Annotated in this window: 11 protein-coding genes, 1 tRNA gene and 1 riboswitch; of the genes, 7 read left to right on the top strand and 5 right to left on the bottom strand. The window is 69.7% G+C overall.

Annotated elements, in window-relative coordinates:
• Positions 1-77 precede the first annotated feature (77 nt).
• Positions 78-4892, bottom strand: coding sequence for an ExeM/NucH family extracellular endonuclease (locus Aut01nite_RS03640; RefSeq protein ID WP_236643081.1), 4815 nt, complete (start codon positions 4890-4892; stop codon positions 78-80).
• A gap of 375 nt (positions 4893-5267) precedes the next feature.
• On the opposite strand from Aut01nite_RS03640, the gene Aut01nite_RS03635 reads away from it, so the two are divergent.
• From Aut01nite_RS03635 to Aut01nite_RS03625, 3 genes are all read left to right on the top strand, one after another.
• Positions 5268-6401: an LCP family protein gene (locus Aut01nite_RS03635; protein WP_043531251.1), complete on the top strand. Its 1134-nt coding sequence runs from the start codon at positions 5268-5270 to the stop codon at positions 6399-6401.
• 97 nt (positions 6402-6498) lie between these two features.
• The gene (locus Aut01nite_RS03630) at positions 6499-7599 is read left to right on the top strand and encodes a calcium-binding protein (protein WP_052164394.1); all 1101 of its coding nucleotides are present in this window, start codon (positions 6499-6501) and stop codon (positions 7597-7599) included.
• 47 nt (positions 7600-7646) lie between these two features.
• Positions 7647-7719: transfer RNA gene (locus Aut01nite_RS03625), tRNA-Arg, on the top strand.
• Between the two features lie 59 nt (positions 7720-7778).
• Here the strand turns inward: Aut01nite_RS03625 and Aut01nite_RS44200 are convergent.
• Entirely contained in the window at positions 7779-8339 is a 561-nt protein-coding gene (locus Aut01nite_RS44200; RefSeq protein WP_043531252.1) for a LysM peptidoglycan-binding domain-containing protein, read from the bottom strand.
• Positions 8340-8514, bottom strand: a riboswitch (cyclic di-AMP (ydaO/yuaA leader).
• A gap of 178 nt (positions 8515-8692) precedes the next feature.
• Between Aut01nite_RS44200 and Aut01nite_RS03615 the strand changes: the two genes are divergently transcribed.
• The 4 genes from Aut01nite_RS03615 (at position 8693) to Aut01nite_RS03600 (ending at position 13507) form a co-directional block, all read left to right on the top strand.
• A complete protein-coding gene (locus Aut01nite_RS03615; RefSeq protein ID WP_043531254.1) occupies positions 8693-9919 on the top strand; it encodes a saccharopine dehydrogenase family protein in 1227 nt (408 codons plus the stop codon).
• Positions 9920-10013: 94 nt separating this feature from the next.
• Positions 10014-10613, top strand: coding sequence for a GNAT family N-acetyltransferase (locus Aut01nite_RS03610; protein ID WP_043531257.1), 600 nt, complete (start codon positions 10014-10016; stop codon positions 10611-10613).
• Between the two features lie 73 nt (positions 10614-10686).
• Positions 10687-11793, top strand: a complete 1107-nt coding sequence (locus Aut01nite_RS03605; RefSeq protein ID WP_043531259.1) for a DNA glycosylase AlkZ-like family protein — start codon at positions 10687-10689, stop codon at positions 11791-11793.
• A gap of 73 nt (positions 11794-11866) precedes the next feature.
• The gene (locus tag Aut01nite_RS03600; RefSeq protein WP_052164395.1) at positions 11867-13507 is read left to right on the top strand and encodes a rhamnogalacturonan lyase B N-terminal domain-containing protein; all 1641 of its coding nucleotides are present in this window, start codon (positions 11867-11869) and stop codon (positions 13505-13507) included.
• Between the two features lie 112 nt (positions 13508-13619).
• Here Aut01nite_RS03600 and Aut01nite_RS03595 read toward each other — a convergent pair whose 3' ends face one another.
• From Aut01nite_RS03595 to Aut01nite_RS03585, 3 genes are all read right to left on the bottom strand, one after another.
• Positions 13620-13835, bottom strand: a complete 216-nt coding sequence (locus Aut01nite_RS03595; RefSeq protein WP_043531261.1) for a DUF397 domain-containing protein — start codon at positions 13833-13835, stop codon at positions 13620-13622.
• A 159-nt stretch (positions 13836-13994) separates the two neighbouring features.
• Complete coding sequence (locus Aut01nite_RS03590) at positions 13995-15947, bottom strand: YncE family protein (RefSeq protein ID WP_043531263.1); 1953 nt, start codon at positions 15945-15947, stop codon at positions 13995-13997.
• Positions 15948-16155: 208 nt separating this feature from the next.
• Positions 16156-16780: hypothetical protein (locus Aut01nite_RS03585; protein ID WP_043531266.1), on the bottom strand; the 625-nt coding region annotated here is incomplete at its 5' end.

The following is a 16780-nucleotide window of genomic DNA, read 5'->3' as shown; positions in this document are numbered from 1 at the left end:
CTGCCGATGGTTCGTATCGATGGGAATAGACGCGAAAAGGCCCCCGCCGGACGGCGGGGGCCTTTCTCTGCGACCTACTACTTGGTGATGCGCGCGGTGTGTACGCGGACCTTGCCGTCGTTGCCGGCCGTGTCCTCAGCCCAGTAGCTGATCTTCAGCTTGCCGCGCTCGACGCCGGTGAGCGCGAGGCTCCAGGCGCCCTTGGCGTCCGGGACGGCGGTCAGCGTCGCGGCCTTCGCCACGGCGTCCCGCTCCGAGTTCGCCTTGGTCCACTTGCCGGCGGCGAAGTAGTACCACTTGCCGGACCGCTCCTGGACCAGCTCGACGTTCGCCGTCGCGACCCCGGCGCCCTTGTCGTACGCCGTGCCGGTCAGGGTCTGCCAGGACGACACCCGCTCCTCGTGGCGCGGCTCGTCGAGCCGGATCTCCGGCGCGAAGACGTCCTTGACCACCAGGACGGTCCCGACCGTGACGGCCTTGCCGGCGCCCGCCGGGTTGGCCGGCGTCACCTTGACCGTGAAGATCCCCGGCTTGAGGTACGCGTGCGACACGCTCGCGTTGTTCACCGAGGTCCTGGTCGTGGTGCCGTCGCCCCAGCTCACCGTGACCTCGGTGGCGCCGGTGACGCCGCTGAGGCCCAGGCTGACCGACTGCGACTGCCAGACCGACTTCTTGTCCAGCTGGTACGTCCCGGCCTGCGCCGCCACCACCACGGTCGACGCGCTGACCGTGGCCGCGTTGCCGGCCTCGTCGGTGAGGGTGACCGTCACCGGGTAGCTGCCCGCCGTGGCGTAGGTGTGCTCCGCCGTGGTCGCGCCGGCCGCCAGGGTCTGGGCGGCGCTGCCGTCGCCCCAGTTGACCACTCGGGTGATCTTCGCGTTGTCGCTGACGTCGTCGTCGAGCGCGCTCTCGGTCAGCGTCACCGTCTGGCCGGGCCAGATCGCCGCCGCGTTCAGGGCGTAGGTGCCCGTCGGCGCGGTGGAGTCGTAGACACCGGCGGTGGCCCGCGGCGTGGTGTCCGCGGTGATCGGGGTGTTCTGGGCGAAGTAGTTCACCAGCATGGTGAGGTCGTTCTCACCGGTGGTGACCACGTCGACCTTGCTGGCCAGAGCCGGGAAGTTGTCGCCGCCGCCGGCCAGGAACGAGTTCGTCGTCACCCGGTAGTCGCCGTTCGGGTCGATGGTGACCCCGTTCAGCTTGATCGACGAGGCGATGATGCGGTCGCCCTGCGGGCGGCCGGCGTCGAAGGAGTAGGTGAAGCCCTTCGAGACGCCCAGGTGCAGGTACGGCCGGGCCGCGTCCTTCGGCTGCCACTGCTGCTCCAGCGCGTTCTTGATCGCCGAGCCCTTGAGGGTCCGGGTCACCACGTCGTTGGAGAACGGCTGCACCGCGAAGGCCTGCGAGTAGGTGATCGTGCCGTCGGCGCCGTACTTCAGGTCGGCCCGCAGACCACCCGGGTTCATGAAGGCGATCTGTGCGCCACCACGGCCGGGAGCACTGGTCTGGTCCAGCTGGACGTCGGCGATGAAGTTGCCGAGGACCGACTCGGCGCCACGGTTCTCGGCGCCGGTGGCGGTGTAGGCCCGCAGGATGTCCCCGTTGATCTTGCCGAGGGTCCGCTTGCCCAGCTCGGTGGCGTTCGCCTTGGCCGCGGCGACGATGTTCGCGACCGCCGCGTTCGACGGGTAGCCGGCCACCGTGATCAGCTCACTGGTGGAGGCGGTGACGTCACCCGAGGCCGGGTCGTAGGTCAGGACGACCTTGCCCAGCTTCTCGCTGTAGTCCTCGGCCTGGACGACCGGGCGGGTCTTGCCGGGCTGTCCGGGAACCGGGACCTGGAAGGCGTACGGCTGGTGGGTGTGACCGCTCAGGATCGCGTCGATCTCGGCGCTCACCCGGGTGTACCTGCCGAACACCGGGTCCGCCTGGAGGGCCTCCGCCGTGGCGATGTTCTCGGTCGCGGCGCCCTCGTGGGCCAGCAGCACCAGCACGTCGGCCTCACCGTTGGCCTGGTCGCCGTCGGAGAGCTGCGCGGCCACGGTGTTCGCCTCGGCGACCGCGTCGCGGAACTCGACACCGACGATGCCGTCCGGGTTGACCAGCGCCTTGGTCTGCTCGGTGACCACACCGATGTAGCCGACCCGCACCCCGCCCAGGCTCTGCACGTCGTACGCCGGCAGCACGCGCTTGCCGTCCTTGTAGACGTTCGCGCCCAGCAGCGGGAAGTCGGCCCGCTCGGACACCCGGCCGGTCAGGTCCGCGAGACCCCGGTCGAACTCGTGGTTACCGACCGCCGAGACCGCCAGGCCACCGGCGTTCAGGACGTCGATCGCCGGGTTGTCGTCGTCGATCGCGGAGACGAACGTCGACGCGCCGATGTTGTCACCGGCCGACACCCAGGCGGTGTTCGGGTTGGCGGCACGCAGCTGGTCGACCAGGCCGACGAGCTGGGCGGCGCCGCCGACGGCCTGGCCGTTGACGGTCGACGGCGACTCGAGACGGCCGTGGAAGTCGTTGATGCTCAGCAGCTGCAGGTCGACCGGGCCGGTCGCGCCGGTCTCCAGCCCGACGACGACCGGGTCGTGGTCGCTGGAACGGAACGGGCCGTTCTCGAAGAACGGGCCGTAGCCGTCGTACTGGAAGGCGAACGACTCGACGGAGTTGATGTTCCAGATGTCGACGCCGGTGACGCGGCTCTTCAGCGCGTCGGTGACCAGGGCGTGGTCGAGCGAGCCCGACTCGCCGCCGAAGACGTAGGAGTACTTGTCCTCGGGGTGCGCGTCGGTGTAGCCCTTGCCGTACAGGACCTGGAGCGGGTCCTCCTGGCCGTACGAGTTGAAGTCGCCCAGCAGGATCACCTTGTCGGTGCCGAGGCCCGCGACGAAGGTCGCCAGCGACTGCGCCTGCCGGATCCGGTCGCCGTTGTAGGCGCCCTGCCCGTCACCGGTGTCCACATTGTCGCCGGTCGGCGTGACCGACGCGCTCTTGGACTTGAAGTGGTTCGCGACCACGGTGAAGTCGATGGCGCCGGCGGTGAAGGTCTGCGCGATCGGCTCGCGGGCGTTGCTCCAGACCGTCTCGTCGTTGATCGACTTCGAGGCGCCCTTCGGCGTGACCGAGCCGGGCTTGAAGATGATCGCGCTGGTGATGTAGTCCTGCTGGGCCGCGCCGGGCAGCTCGGCCGGCGACCGGACGTAGTCCCAGGTGCCCGCGCCGTCAGCCGCGTTCAGCTTGCCGACCAGGGTCTTCAGCGCCAGTTGGGTGTCGGTCTCCTCGAAGCGGACCGAGTTCTCGATCTCCATGAGGGCGATCACGTCGGCGTCCAGGGCGGTGATCGCCGAGACGATCTTCGCTTCCTGCTTCTCGAACGCGGCCGGGGTGGTCGCGCCGCGCGCCTCGCCACCGAAGTGGACGAAGTAGTTCAGCACGTTGAAGCTGGCGACCTTGATGTCACCGCCGACCTCGGCCGGCGCGCTGGTCCGCGCGTTGGTGGCCTTGAAGGAGGTCCGGGACACCGCCGGGGTGTTCGCGTCGACCGGGGTGGCCGGCTGCAGGCGCCACTCGCTGAAGCCGTACGCCAGCACGCTGGAGCCGAACTTCTCGACGGTGTCGCCGACGCGCAGCGGCTCGGTCTTGGAGAAGTACGGCGGCGGCAGCGCGGCCGTCGCCAGGTTGGTGGTGCGGCCGTCGTCGAGCAGGATCCGGCCGGCCTTGTTGGCGGCCTTCCGCGCGTTGGCGGCGTCGCTGCCCGGGCGGGCGACGTCGGTCGGGATCCGGGCCGGGTCGCTGCCGGCGGCGAGGACGATCTCGCCGAACCGGTTGGTGTTGTAGACGTCCGACACGGTGAACGCGCCGACCGGGGCGACCAGCATGCCCTCGGCGGACTCCCGGGCCTCGTCGGTCAGCGGCAGGGCCAGCGCGACCGGGGCCGGCAGGGTCGCGCCGCTCGAGCAGACCTGCACGTCGGCCTTGGCGCCGATGGTGATCTGGGTCTGCCCGCTGTACTCGCCGACCGTGCCGGTCACCCGGATCACGTCGCCGATCGCCACCGACGGGTGGTTCGCGGCGGTCGCGGTCAGGTAGACGAAGACACCGTCGGAGGCGGTGCCGGCGGCGACCGTACGGTCGCCGCCGCTGCCCGCCGTCTGGAGGTAGACGCCGTTGTAACCGCCGGTGCGGTGGTCGGCGGTGACGACACCCTCGACGGTGACGGCCGAGCCGACCAGGCCGCTCGCCGTGCCGGTGCCCTGGACCTGCGCGATCGTGTGGGTGATCGCGGCGGCACAGCCGGCGCCGGGCTCCTCCGGCTCCTCGGGCTCCTGCGGCGCGGCGGTGTTCCGGGCGTTGAAGGTGCTCGTCGCGGCAGCCTTCCAGACACCGCCGATCTTCTGCAGCGACAGGCCGGTGGCGGTGGCCTCCGACTCGGAGACTCCGATGTCGACGCTGGTCTGCCCGGCGGCCGGGCCGTTCGTCGCGGTGACGACGCCCTCGTAGCTGATGAACTCGGCGAGCGTGCCGTCCGGCTTGACCAGCGCGAGCCCGTCGGGCGCACCGTTCTGCAGGCCGGCGACGTTCTGCACGACCACGCCGGAGGCCGGAACGACCCCGGTGAAGGTGGTGGTCGGCGTGTAGGTGGCGCCGTTGTTGCCGTTGTAGAGGTAGAGCTGCCAGCCGCTCAGGTCGTACCCGGCCGGGGCCTCGATCTCAACGGCCTCGCCGCTGTCGGTGCCCGTGTTGTCGTAGTGGATCTCGCTGATGAACGGGACGTCCGGGGCAGCGGAGACAGGGCCGGTGAGGCTGAGTCCGAGCGTGGTCGCCAGGACGGCGGCACCCAGCGCACGCAGACCCGAGGGGGTCTTCAGTACTGGGAAGGGCCGTCCGGCGTCATCCACGCTGCGTAGGTAAGAACGCATCGAGGTTGACCCTCCGAAGGAAGTAGATCCGCCGCAGCGTAGGTAGCGCTGGTGACGAAAGATCCTCGGAATGGTAACGGAACGGCGAAGGCGGCCACCTGACAAGCAGGTTTTCCTGGCCGTTCATGGTTCGCGTTTGTACGGACGCCGGGTCTTAGGATGCCGGTCACCTCCCCGCAACGTGAGGCGCCTCGAGTTTTCTTGACTCATTCCGGAAAAGGACGACTCCGAGCTGATCCGATCCGGTCGCCCGCTTCGCCTCAGCCCGCGTCGATCACAGAATCAGCCCGGGCTCATCACTGCTTCCGTGTGTAAAAATGCAGATCCTTCGAGCGCGAGCGGAACGGCGGATCAGTGGCGAAATCGGTCAAACGGCGCGCGCCACTTTGGGCACGTCTGAGCACGATCTTCGGAACTGTCCTGATCGTCGCCAGCGTGGGGACCGTCGCCGGCGCCCAATCGCTGATCTCGAACTACACCGACGCGGTGACCGACGACACCATCTTCGAGGCCGACCCGGCGCACGCCGCCGCGCCGCCCGAGGAGAAGTCGGAGATCAAGGGCCCACTCAACATGCTGCTCGTCGGCATCGACCCGCGCGACACCAACACCGCTCCGCTCTCCGACTCGGTCATCCTGGCGCACATCCCCGCCGACATGAGCACGGTCTACCTGTTCTCGCTGCCCCGGGACCTCTACGTCGACATCCCGGAGTTCAGCAAGAGCGGCTTCGGCGGCGGCAGCGGGAAGATCAACTCGGCGATGTCACTGGGCAGCCGGGTCGGCGACGGCAAGTACAGCACCTCCCAGGGCTTCCAGTTGCTCGCCAAGACGGTCACCGGTTACACCGGCATCAAGAAGTTCGACGCTGGGGCGATCGTCAACTTCGGCGGCTTCAAGAAGATCGTCGAGGCGATGGACGGCGTCACCATGACGATCGACCAGGACGTGAAGTCGGAGCACCTGAAACCGGACGGCAGCGGCCGGGACCGGCTGGCCCGGTGTGCCGACCACAGCTGCGATCACCCGTACATCGGGGTGCAGAAGGTCTACAAGAAGGGCACCTACCACCTGCAGGCGTGGGAGGCCCTGGACTACGTGCGGCAGCGGTACGGGCTGCCCAACGGCGACTACGACCGTCAGCGCCACCAGCAGCAGTTCGTCAAGGCCCTGGCCAAGCAGGCGATGAGCAAGGACGTGATCACCAGCCCGTCCAAGCTGATGAAGGTGATGAGCGCGGCCGGCGACTCGCTGACCTTCTCCGGCGGCGGTCACACCGTCCTGGAATGGGCGCTGGCCCTCAGGGGTCTCAACGTCGACGACATGACCACGATCAAGCTCCCCGGTGGCGGCCGGTTCTCCAGCGGCGGCAAGTACCTCGGTGAGGAGCTCGTCCCCTCGACCAAGGAGTTCTTCCAGGCGGTCCGCGAGGACAAGGTCGCGGCCTTCCTGCTCGACCACCCCGAGTACGTGAACCTGCAGAACTGATTCTTCGATCCGGGTAGCGACGTCGTAACGGTACCGTTCTAACATGTCGCTACCGTGCGGTGATCGATCACCGCCCGGATCCCTGGGGAGGGTCCACGTGTCGCGCACCATCCGCCCGGCTTCGGCAGGCGTCATCCTTTTCGTCACCGCCTGCAGCAGCCTGTTCGCGCTGCCGGCCCAGGCAGCCACCACCGGCGCCGCCTCGATGAGCGGCAGCCAGGTGCTCTTCCGGGCCGCGAGCGGCAAGCAGAACAACGTCGTCGTGACCCGCTCCGGCAACACCATCACGATCGACGACCGGGTCGCCGTCAAGGCGGGCGCCGGCTGCAAGGCGGTCGCCGGTGACGCCACGAAGGTCCGCTGCGCCAACGGCCGCGTCCCGGCCCTGGTGGAGGCCTACACCTACGACCTCAACGACGCGATCACCAACAGCTCCGGCCTGCCCATGGTGGCGAGCGGCGGGATCGGCGACGACAGCATCGCCGGCGGCACCGCCTGGGACCGGCTGAGCGGCGACCGCGGGCGGGACCGGATCTGGGGCGGGGGCGGCAACGATCGCCTCGACGGCGGCTACGACGCCGACCTGCTCTCCGGGGGTGCGGGCGCCGACAACATCGAGGACGGGTTCGGCAACGACGTCGTCTACGGCGGCGCCGGCGGCGACAGCTTCTTCGGTGGCGGCGGCAACGACGTCTTCTACGGCGAGACCGGCAGCGACGTCTTCAGCCCGCTGGAGCCCTACGGCGACCAGATCCGTGCCGACGCGGACGTGTTCTCCGGCGGCGCCGACGGCGACATCATCACCTACGGCTACCAGCGTGCCATCGTGGCCGACGCCGACGGGGTGTCCCGGGACGACGGCGCGGCGGGCGAGCACGACACCATCCGTACCGACGTCGAGGGCGTCTACGGCGGTTACGGCAACGACGTGCTCTACGGCACCGCCCGCGCGGACGTGCTGGGCGGCGGCTACGGCAACGACACGATCGTCGGTAACGGCGGCGACGACAGCCTCGACGGCGGGGCCGGCGCGGACCGGCTGTACGGCGGCGCGGGCAACGACTCGCTGGACGGCCGGGACGGCGGCAGCGACCAGAAGGACCTGCTGAGCGGCGGCGCGCAGGGCGCTTCCGGCGACGCGTGCCTGCGTACGCGCAGTGACACGGTCACCGGCTGCGAACGCGTCGACGCCAACTGACGGACCGGGACGGCCCGCCGATTCCGGCTGGTACCCTCAGGTTCGTCGGGCTCGTAGCTCAGTGGATAGAGCAACCGCCTCCTAAGCGGTAGGTCGCGCGTTCAAGTCGCGCCGGGCCCACAGGATCTTCCGGCCGTCCCGCCTTGCCGCGGGACGGCCGGAGTCGTTCCCGGGGGTGTTCAGAACCGCAGCCGCTGTCCCACGACCAGGTGATGCGGGCTGCGCAGGGTGCCGGCATTCGCCCGGTACAGCGCCTGCCAGCCACCGGACATGCGGTGTCGGGCGGCGATCTTGGCCAGGGTGTCACCGGGCCGGACCACGTAGGTGCGGCCGGTGGCCCGGGTGGTGCTCCGGTGGGCGGAGACCAGGCGCATCGTGCTGCGCGACGCGGGTTTGAAGGCGTTGCGCCGCCCGCAGAACGGCCACGCGCCGAGTCCCTGCCCGCGCAGCACGCGCTGCGCGATGGCGATCTGCTCGGATCGGGTGGCCCGGTTGGCGGTGCTGGCGAATCTGCCGCCGCCGTACGCGCGCCACGTGCTCCCGCTGAACTGCAGCCCGCCGTAGTACCCGTTGCCGGTGTTGATCCCCCACCTCCCGCCGGACTCGCACTGTGCGATGGCGTCCCAGTTGACCCCGTCCGAGCCGGTGGCGGCGGCGGGGCCGGCCAGGGCGACGCTGCCGGCCAGGCAGACGGCGACCAGTCCGAGGGCGCGGTGCAGCTGTTTACTTGTCTGAGCCATGAGTTCTGTCCTCCACGCCTGCGAGGTCAGCTGTCGGGTTCGGGCAGAGGTGCCCGGTCGCGTGATGCGGCTTCACCCCGAGGCGCCGAAGCGCCGAGGAACTCTTGGGTCCCCCGCTCCATGCCGATGGGTTCGTTGATCCGTGGCCGGCGGCAGGATTCGGCGTTCCGGCCACGGTGCCCGCCGCAGCGGGCTGCCGACTCGCCGCGCTCGACTGACAAGTTCAAGACGCGGCAATGGAGTTGTAGGTCACAAATTAGCCGCTTTGATCTTCCTTTGTGTGGATATTTAGCTGATCTCGGCGTGGCGCAACGGGTACCCATCCCTCCACCGAAGGTGCACAATCGGCAGCCATGAGCGATCGACAGCGCGAATTCGACGTGATCGTCTACGGTGCCTCCGGCTTCGTCGGCGCCCTGGTGGCACGGCACCTCGCCGCGCACGCGCCTGCCGGCACGCGGATCGCGCTGGCGGGACGGTCGGCGGCGAAACTGGAGCGCCTCCGCCTGGACTGGCCCATCGTGGTCGCCGACGCGTCCGATGACGCCGCCTTGACCACGATGGCCTGCCGGGCCCGCGTGGTGGTGACGACCGTCGGCCCGTACGCGAAATATGGTCGTCCGCTCGCCCGCGCTTGCGCGGAGAACGGCACCGACTACGTGGATCTCACCGGTGAGGTGCTGTTCGCCCGCGACAGCATCGACGAGAACCATGAGACCGCCCGGCGCACCGGCGCGCGGATCGTCCACTCCTGCGGCTTCGATTCGATCCCGTCCGATATCGGAGTCCATGTTCTGCATGCACAGGTGCAGGCCGACGACGCCGGGGAACTGACCGACACCACGCTGGTGGTGACCAGCATGCGCGGCGGGGTCAGCGGCGGCACCATCGACTCGATGCGCCACCAGGTCGACGTGATGAAGAAGGACCGGCGGCTGCGGGCGATCGGGGCGAGCCCGTACTCGCTGAGCCCGGACCGGAAGACCGAGCCCGACCTGGGCCGTCAGCCCGACATGATCACGCTGGCCGGTTCCGACGTGGACCCGAGCCTGCGCGGGCACCTCGCGCCGTTCGTGATGGCGTCCTACAACACCCGGGTGGTGCGACGCAGCAACGCGCTGCGCGACTGGGCGTACGGGCGCTCGTTCCGCTACCGCGAGGTGATGAGCGTCGGCACCTCGCCGGCCGCCCCGGTCCTCGCCCTGGCCACCAAGGCCGTGCTGAACGGCCTGGTGATCGGCTTCGCGGTGCCGCCGGTCCGGTTCGTCCTGGACCGGATCCTGCCCGCGCCGGGCACCGGCCCGAGCGAGAGCACGCAGCGCAACGGACACTTCACCGTGGACGTCTTCACCCGGACCACGTCCGGGGCCCGTTACCGCTCCCGGGTCAAGGCCGAAGGCGATCCGGGGTACGCCGCGACAGCCGTCATGCTCGGCGAATCCGCGCTGGCCCTGGCGCTGGACCGGGACCGGCTGCCAGACTCCGGAGGCGGCGTGCTGACCCCGGCGACCGCCATCGGCGACGCCCTGGTCGACCGGCTGCGCACCGCCGGGTTCGAGATCACCGCCCAGCGACTCTGAGCAGGCCACCCACCGAGATCGGTATCAGGGATCCGACGAGTCTGATATCGATCGCCACTAGCCGCAAAGGGGCTCTACCGGCACGATTGGACAGGTGACCGTCAGTCCCCTGCCATACCCGCTGAGGTTGACGGGGACCGGCATCGTCCTGCGGGAATGGCGCTGGGAGGACCTCGACGACCTGGTCGCGCTCCTCGACGAGCCGGACATCGCCCGCTGGACGCTGATGCCTTCACCGTTCGACGTGCCGGCCGGCCTGGCCTATCTGCGGCGGGCCCATCAGGGCCGGGTCAACGGGAGCCGGATCCAGCTGGCGATCACCGCGGACGGTGGGCGGCCACTGGGTGAGGTGCTGCTGTTCAATGTGGGCGCCGAGGCGCGCGAAGCGGAGCTGGGCTATCTGGTCGGGCGGCCCTTTCGCCGGCAGGGCCTGGCGACGGCGGCGTTGTCGCTGCTCACCGGCTATGCCGTCGACACCCTGCGGCTGCGCCGGCTGCTGCTGCGCATCGACCGGGGAAACAGCGGGAGCACGTCGGTGGCACGGCGGTGCGGCTATCGGCCGGCGGCCGAGCCGCTGATCGAGCAGGCCGGGCCGTACGGCCCGGTTCACCTGGGCACCTGGGAGTACCTGGAGGGTCGCCCTCGCGACGATCGCCGCAACAATGTCGCCTCCCGCCGGTACGGTCGCCGGTAGACCCGTTGCCGTGTGCGGGGTCCGGCCGCCCACCGCGCCGGGCGTCAGCACACCCATCGCTGTGGAGGCGCCGATGATCGACGTGGATCGCGCACGTGTGATGGCCTTCCGGCTGGCCGCGCAGGGGCTGTCCGACCGGAGCGACAGCCGCCCCGCCGACCTGCCGGTCCTCGACCTCGGCGTCCAGGAGTACTCCCCCGATTCGACCCGGATCGCGCTGGCCGCCCGCACCACCGCCGGCCTAGACGACGACCGCCTGATCACCGTCTGGGCCGCCCGCGGCGCCCCGCATCTGCACCGCCGCGCCGACCTGCCCGCCCTGGTGCGGCAGCTCTGGCCGCTCGGCGACGACGACGCGGCCGCCCGGATCAAGAGCGGGCAGACGCCGGACGCGGGCGGTCTCGGGACACGGGCGTTCACGGCGACGGCGGAGGCGCTGCGCGCGGTGGTGACCGAGCCGATCCCGAGAGGGCGGGCGAGCACCGAGGTCAGTGCCCGGGTGCCGGCGGAGTTGACGTACGACTGCCGGTCCTGCGGCGCCCGGCACATCTCCGGCAGCGTGTGGCAGCACGCCGGCCTGGCCGGTGGCGTCGAGGTGCTGGCCCGCGGCAAGGACGCGATGCTCGGCCCGATCCCGGCCGCGCCACCGTCACCGAGCGTGAACGAGGGTGTCGACCGTCTGATCGAGACCTATCTCCGCCTGCTCGGCCCGGCCGGACCGGCCGAGGTGGCGAGATACCTGGGCACCACGACCGCCGTGATCAAGCGGGTGTGGCCGGCGGATCTGGCGGAGGTGCGTGTGGACGGTCGCCGCGCCTGGCTTCCCGCGTCGTCGGTGAGCCTGCTGGAGTCGGCGCAGCAGCCACGCGGCGTGCGCTGGATCCCGGCGATGGATCCGCTGCTCCAGGCTCGGGACCGGGACCTGCTGGTGCCCAGCCGGGACCGGCAGAAGGAGGTGTGGCGGATCCTCGGCAACCCGGGGGCGCTGCTGCTCGACGGCGAGATCGCCGGGGTCTGGCGGGCCCGGATGTCGGGGCGGAAACGCCTCGATCTGACCGTCACGCCGTTCGGCGACCTGACGCCGGCCGGGCTGCGGCTGATCGAGGAGGAAGCCGCTCACGTGGCCCGGGCGCGGGGCGCGGCCGAGGTGACGGTCACGGCCGGTGACGCCCCGGCGTGAGCCGCACCGGCCGGTTTCGGGAGAAGTTCGGATTCGCGGGCAACCTTTCAGCGCTGCAAGACCACAACCTCACATGTCCATCCCCGCACACCGGCGCCCGGCTTCCCGCGCGCGCCGCAAAGCCCTGGCCGCCGGTCTCACCTCCGCGGCGGTCCTGGTCGGCGCCGGTCTCCTCGGCTTCGGCCAGCCCTGGGCGAACGCCGCCGCGAACGTCAGCTTCGACACCGGCGCCGGCCTGGCGTTCACGATCAACGGCGCCAACGGCAACATGACATCGCTGAAGCACAACGGCACCGAGCTGACCGCTTCCGGTTACGCCGCCGGCCAGTTCGAATCCGGCTGGTCGTCCGCGACGGTGACCAGCAAGACGTTCAACAGCGGCAACTCGATCCTGGTGAGCGTGGCGAACACGTCGATCGGCGTGACCCAGTACTACTTCGCCCGCAGAGGCGACAACACGGTCTACATGGCGACGAACATCAGCAAGGCGCTGAACCCGGGTGAGGCCCGGTTCATCGCCCGGCTCAAGCCGTCGGTGCTGACCACCTCACCGGCCGCCGCGAAGACCGGCGGTTTCACCACCACGGTCGAGGGCTCGGACGTCTTCGCGAACGCGGCCGGGCGGACCGCGTCGAAGTTCTACAGCTCGCAACGGCTGATCGCGCAGAAGCCGTTCGGCGCCAGTGGCAACGGGCACGGCGCGTACATCCTGCCCGCGTACACCGACATGACCTCGGGCGGCCCGTTCTTCCGCGACATCGAGGTCAACGACACCGGCAGCGCCGTGAACATCACCCACTACATGTTCAGCGGTCACCAGCAGACCGAGGCGCTGCGGCTGGGCCTGCACGGGCCGTACGCCCTCACTCTCACCGACGGCTCGGCGCCCACCGCCCGCAGCATGGACTTCCTGGCGTCGTACCTGCCCGGAATGCTCTCCAACGCACAGCGTGGCGGCGTCAGCGGCACCGCGTCCGGCACCTGGAACGGGCTCAAGGCCACCGTCGCGCTGGCCGGCCCCACCGGGCAGTACCGGGGTCAGGTCAAGAGCGGCAAATTCGTGATCGGGCACGTCAAGCCGGGCACCTACACCGCGACCCTGTACGCCGGTGAGCTCGCCGTCGGCGCCCCCAAGTCGATCACCGTCACCGCCGGAGCGACCACGTCCCTGGCCATGACCGGCAACGTCCCGGCGGCCGGCACGCTCTTCCAGCTCGGCACGTTCGACGGCACCCCGGCCGGCTTCCGGAACGCCGACAAGATCGAGACGATGCACCCGTCGGACAGCCGGATGTCGGCGTGGAAGGCGAGCAGCTACAGCGTGGCCAACGGCGCCGCCGCGTTCCCGATGGCCGAGTTCAAGTCGGTGAACTCGCCGACCGCGCTGAGCTTCAGCCTCTCCTCGGTCCCGGCCAAGGGCGTCAAGCTGCGCATCGCCACCACGTCCAGTTTCGCCGGCGGCCGTCCCGCGGTCGCGATCGGCGGCTACACGTCGCCGGCCTCGGCCTCCCCGGCGCCCACGAACCTGAACTCGCGCAACGTCACCCGCGGCACCTGGCGGGGGATCAACACCACCTACACGTACACGATCCCGGCGAGCGCCCTCAAGACCGGCACCAACACCCTGTCGATCTCCGTGGTGAGCGGCAGCAGCGGAGAGACGTTCCTCAGCCCGAACTTCATCTTCGACGCGCTGGCCCTCGACCCGGCTTGATCGGCTCCGGATCGCCTGCGCCGTCCCGCCAGGCAGCACAGGCGATCCGGCCACCGACAGAGGGAGCGCCGGCCACGTGGCCGGCGCTCCCTCTGTCGATCCTCGTCGGACCTCAGAGGTCGAACTCTCCGTCGTGGACGCCGCCGGTGAAGGCGTCCCACTCCGCCTTCGTGAAGAACAGGATGGTGGCGGGATCCTTCGAGTTACGCATCGCCGCGCCGCCGTCGGGCAGGCGGGCGATCTCCACGTACTCCCCGCTCGACTCTCCCGACCGCAGCCACTCGGCCGCCCCGGCGTCGAACGTCTTCGCGTAGGTCTTCTCGCTCACTGCGCCACCTTCCCTGGTCACGGGTACACCCCCGAATAAACACAGCGTCGAGCGTGCAGGGGTCGGACGGTACGTCCGATGTCGGATGTCGGACGGCGTACCGGAAAAGGGAAACGCACCGCGGGGTCCGGATGAACCCCACGGTGCGTCCCGCTTCGGTTACTTACTGATGTAGAAGTACTGGTACGGGCTGTACGAGGTGTAGTTGATGTTGTCGCCGGATTCGTTCGTGCGGTACGCCGCACGCACCCGGAACTTGTATCCGGCCCAGTCCATGGTCTCCATGTTGACCTGAGCCTTGCCGGCCGAGTTCAGGTTGACCATGATGTCGCCCCAGGCCTCCCACCGACCTTGGTACCAGAAGTCGGCGCGCAGGTAGGCCGCCCGGTTCGGGTACCACGGCATCGCGGCCGTGACCAGCGGCTGGACGTTCTTCTTGTAGTGCTTGTAGCTGACGCCGCCGATGTTGGCGGTCTTGTAGTGCTTGGTCAGCGTCGTCGTGACCGGCACGCGGGTGTACACGACCGACGTCGCCGCGCGGCCGGCGAAGCGGGCGTCACCGGCGAAGACCACCTGGACCGCGGTGTTACGGGCCACCTTCAGCGACACCGTGGCGAGGCCCGCGTTGGTGACGGTGACCCGCTTCAGCAGGCGACGGCCCTGGTCGGTGCCGTACGGGTCGGCCCAGAACTCCACGACCCGGTTCTTGTACGCGGTGGTCAGCTTCGCCGTGAACGTCGCGGTGGAGCCGTACCCGTACACCTTGCCGTTGTTGTTGATCGTCAGGCCGGGGGTGGCCCGGGAGACGTCGACGGTCTTCCAGGCGACGACCGGCGCGTGCTTGGCGTCACCGGCGTAGCCGACCTTGTAGTAGACGCGGCCACCGGCCGGCGGGACGTCGTTGAACCACAGCACGCCGTCCGCGTTGGTCGTCCGGGTGGCGATCACCTTGCCCTTGGGCGACTCGACGTCGACCCGGCTGACGGTCACCGGAGTGCCGGCCGGCAGCGCCACCGTCGACTTGAGCGAGCCGGTGATCAGCAGCGACTTGGCGCGCGCGGCAGTGGCCGGGCCGGCCAGGGTGAGCGTCGGCAGGTTCAGCCGCGGCTCGGTGTAGACCCGCAGGGTGTGCTGGTCGTGCGAGTTGACCGAGATGCCGAAGACCCGGCTGCCACCCGGCTCCCACGCCACGGCCTGCGCGGTGAAACCGTCGCTCGCGCTGGTGTCGCCGGTGTTCGGCAGGTCGTACTGACGGATCAGCGCACCCGCGCCGGGAGTGAAAGTGGACAGGTCGGGGCCGTACCACTGGTCGGCCGCGGCAGCGATGACACCGTCGGCGGACAGGTCGATGCCGACACCGGAATGTGCCCACGTCTGTCCCAGCTGGGCCTGGTCGGACACCCGGTAGGCGGTCAGGATGCTGCCGTTCAGGGTGACGTACTGCTGGCCGTCCGAGCTCAGGGCCAGGTCGGTCAGCTGGCTTTCGTCGCTCGCCCGCCGCGACACCGGCTTCGCGGTGCCGTCGGAGACATCGAAGACGACGTGGTCGCCCCGCCCGATGGCCAGCAGCCGGCCGGACGCGGACGTCTCCAGCTGCGGCGCCCGGAAGAGCCAGTCACCGGCGCCCACGGCCGGGGTGACCACCGGAGCGTCCCCGGAGACGTCCAGCGAGGCGAGCTTTCCGCCACTGGTGCTCTCAGCGTGCCCGATCCAGACCTTCCCACCGGCGACAGCGAGGTAGTACGGCGTGACCTCGGCGCCGAGGTCGTACTCGGCGATCAGCGCCAGCGTCGCCGGGTTCAACGCGACGATCTTGTGAGCGTCCGGCAGCGAGGCGTAGAGAGCCGACGAGTCAGGCGCCAGGGCCAGGTCGTGGACGGCGGACAGGGCGTATTTGCCGAGCGGGGCGCCGTTGTAGCCGATGGCCACGATCTGCCCGCTGGTCTTGTCATAGAAGAAGAGGCGCTTGTTGACGCCATCGGCGATGAGGTCGCTCGCCGACTGCGCGGCGATGGTGATGCCCTGGTCGGCACGGGCCGGCGAGGCACCGGCCAGGACCACGGACGAGGCCATCATTGCGGCCGCGGTGGCAGCCGCAATCTTGGTACGCATGTGGACGTTCCCCCGTATTCGGTGAAGACCGCTGATTCGCCACGAACGCCGCGCATCGACATGCACGGATGGCGTTTCGCGCAGCCTAAGCGAATCGGCAAGGTTTGTTGATCATCCGAAAGGATGAGTCGCACCCGGTGCGTCGCAACGCCACCGTTCCCCCGACCGCGAGAGTCGTGACGACCCTCGCGGCGGGCTCCGGCTGGCGTTACTTGCTGATGTAGAGGTACTGGTACGGGGTGTAGGAGGTGGCGTTCAGGTTGTCGCCGGAGCCACCGGCGACGTAGGCGGCACGGACCCGGAAACGCAGACCGCCGGCGTTCGTGGTGTTCATGCGAACCTGGAAACGTCCCGCGGCGTCCGGCCGCGCATAGCCCGCACCCTGCGCCCGCCACTTGCCCTGGACGAAGACCTCGGTAGCCAGGTAGGCGGTCCGGTTCGGGTGCTTCGGCATCGTCACCGTGAGAATCGGGCCGGCGTTCTTACGGAAGACCTTGTAGCCGACGCCGTCGATCTTCGTGGTCGTGTAGTGGTTGGTCGCGGCCAGGGAGACCGGGACCTTCACGTACACGACCGAGGCCGCCAATCGGTCGGCGAACAGGGCGTCGCCGGTGAAGATCGCCTGGACCGCGGTGTTGCGGTGCACCTTCAGTGCCACCGTGGCTTCCCCGCGACTGTCGACCACGACCTTCTTCAGCAGGCGGCGGCCCTGGTCGTCGCCGTACGGATCGGCCCAGAACTCCACCGTCCGGTTCTTGTACGTGCTACCCAGGCGCGCGGTGAACGTCGCCGTGGCGCCGTAGTCGTAGACCTTGAGGTGGTTGTTCAGCGTG

It is taken from the genome of Actinoplanes utahensis (assembly GCF_016862455.1).
Lineage (GTDB): Bacteria > Actinomycetota > Actinomycetes > Mycobacteriales > Micromonosporaceae > Actinoplanes > Actinoplanes utahensis.
Note: the sequence above shows the minus strand (reverse complement) of the source record. Positions and strands in the feature narration are given on the sequence as shown.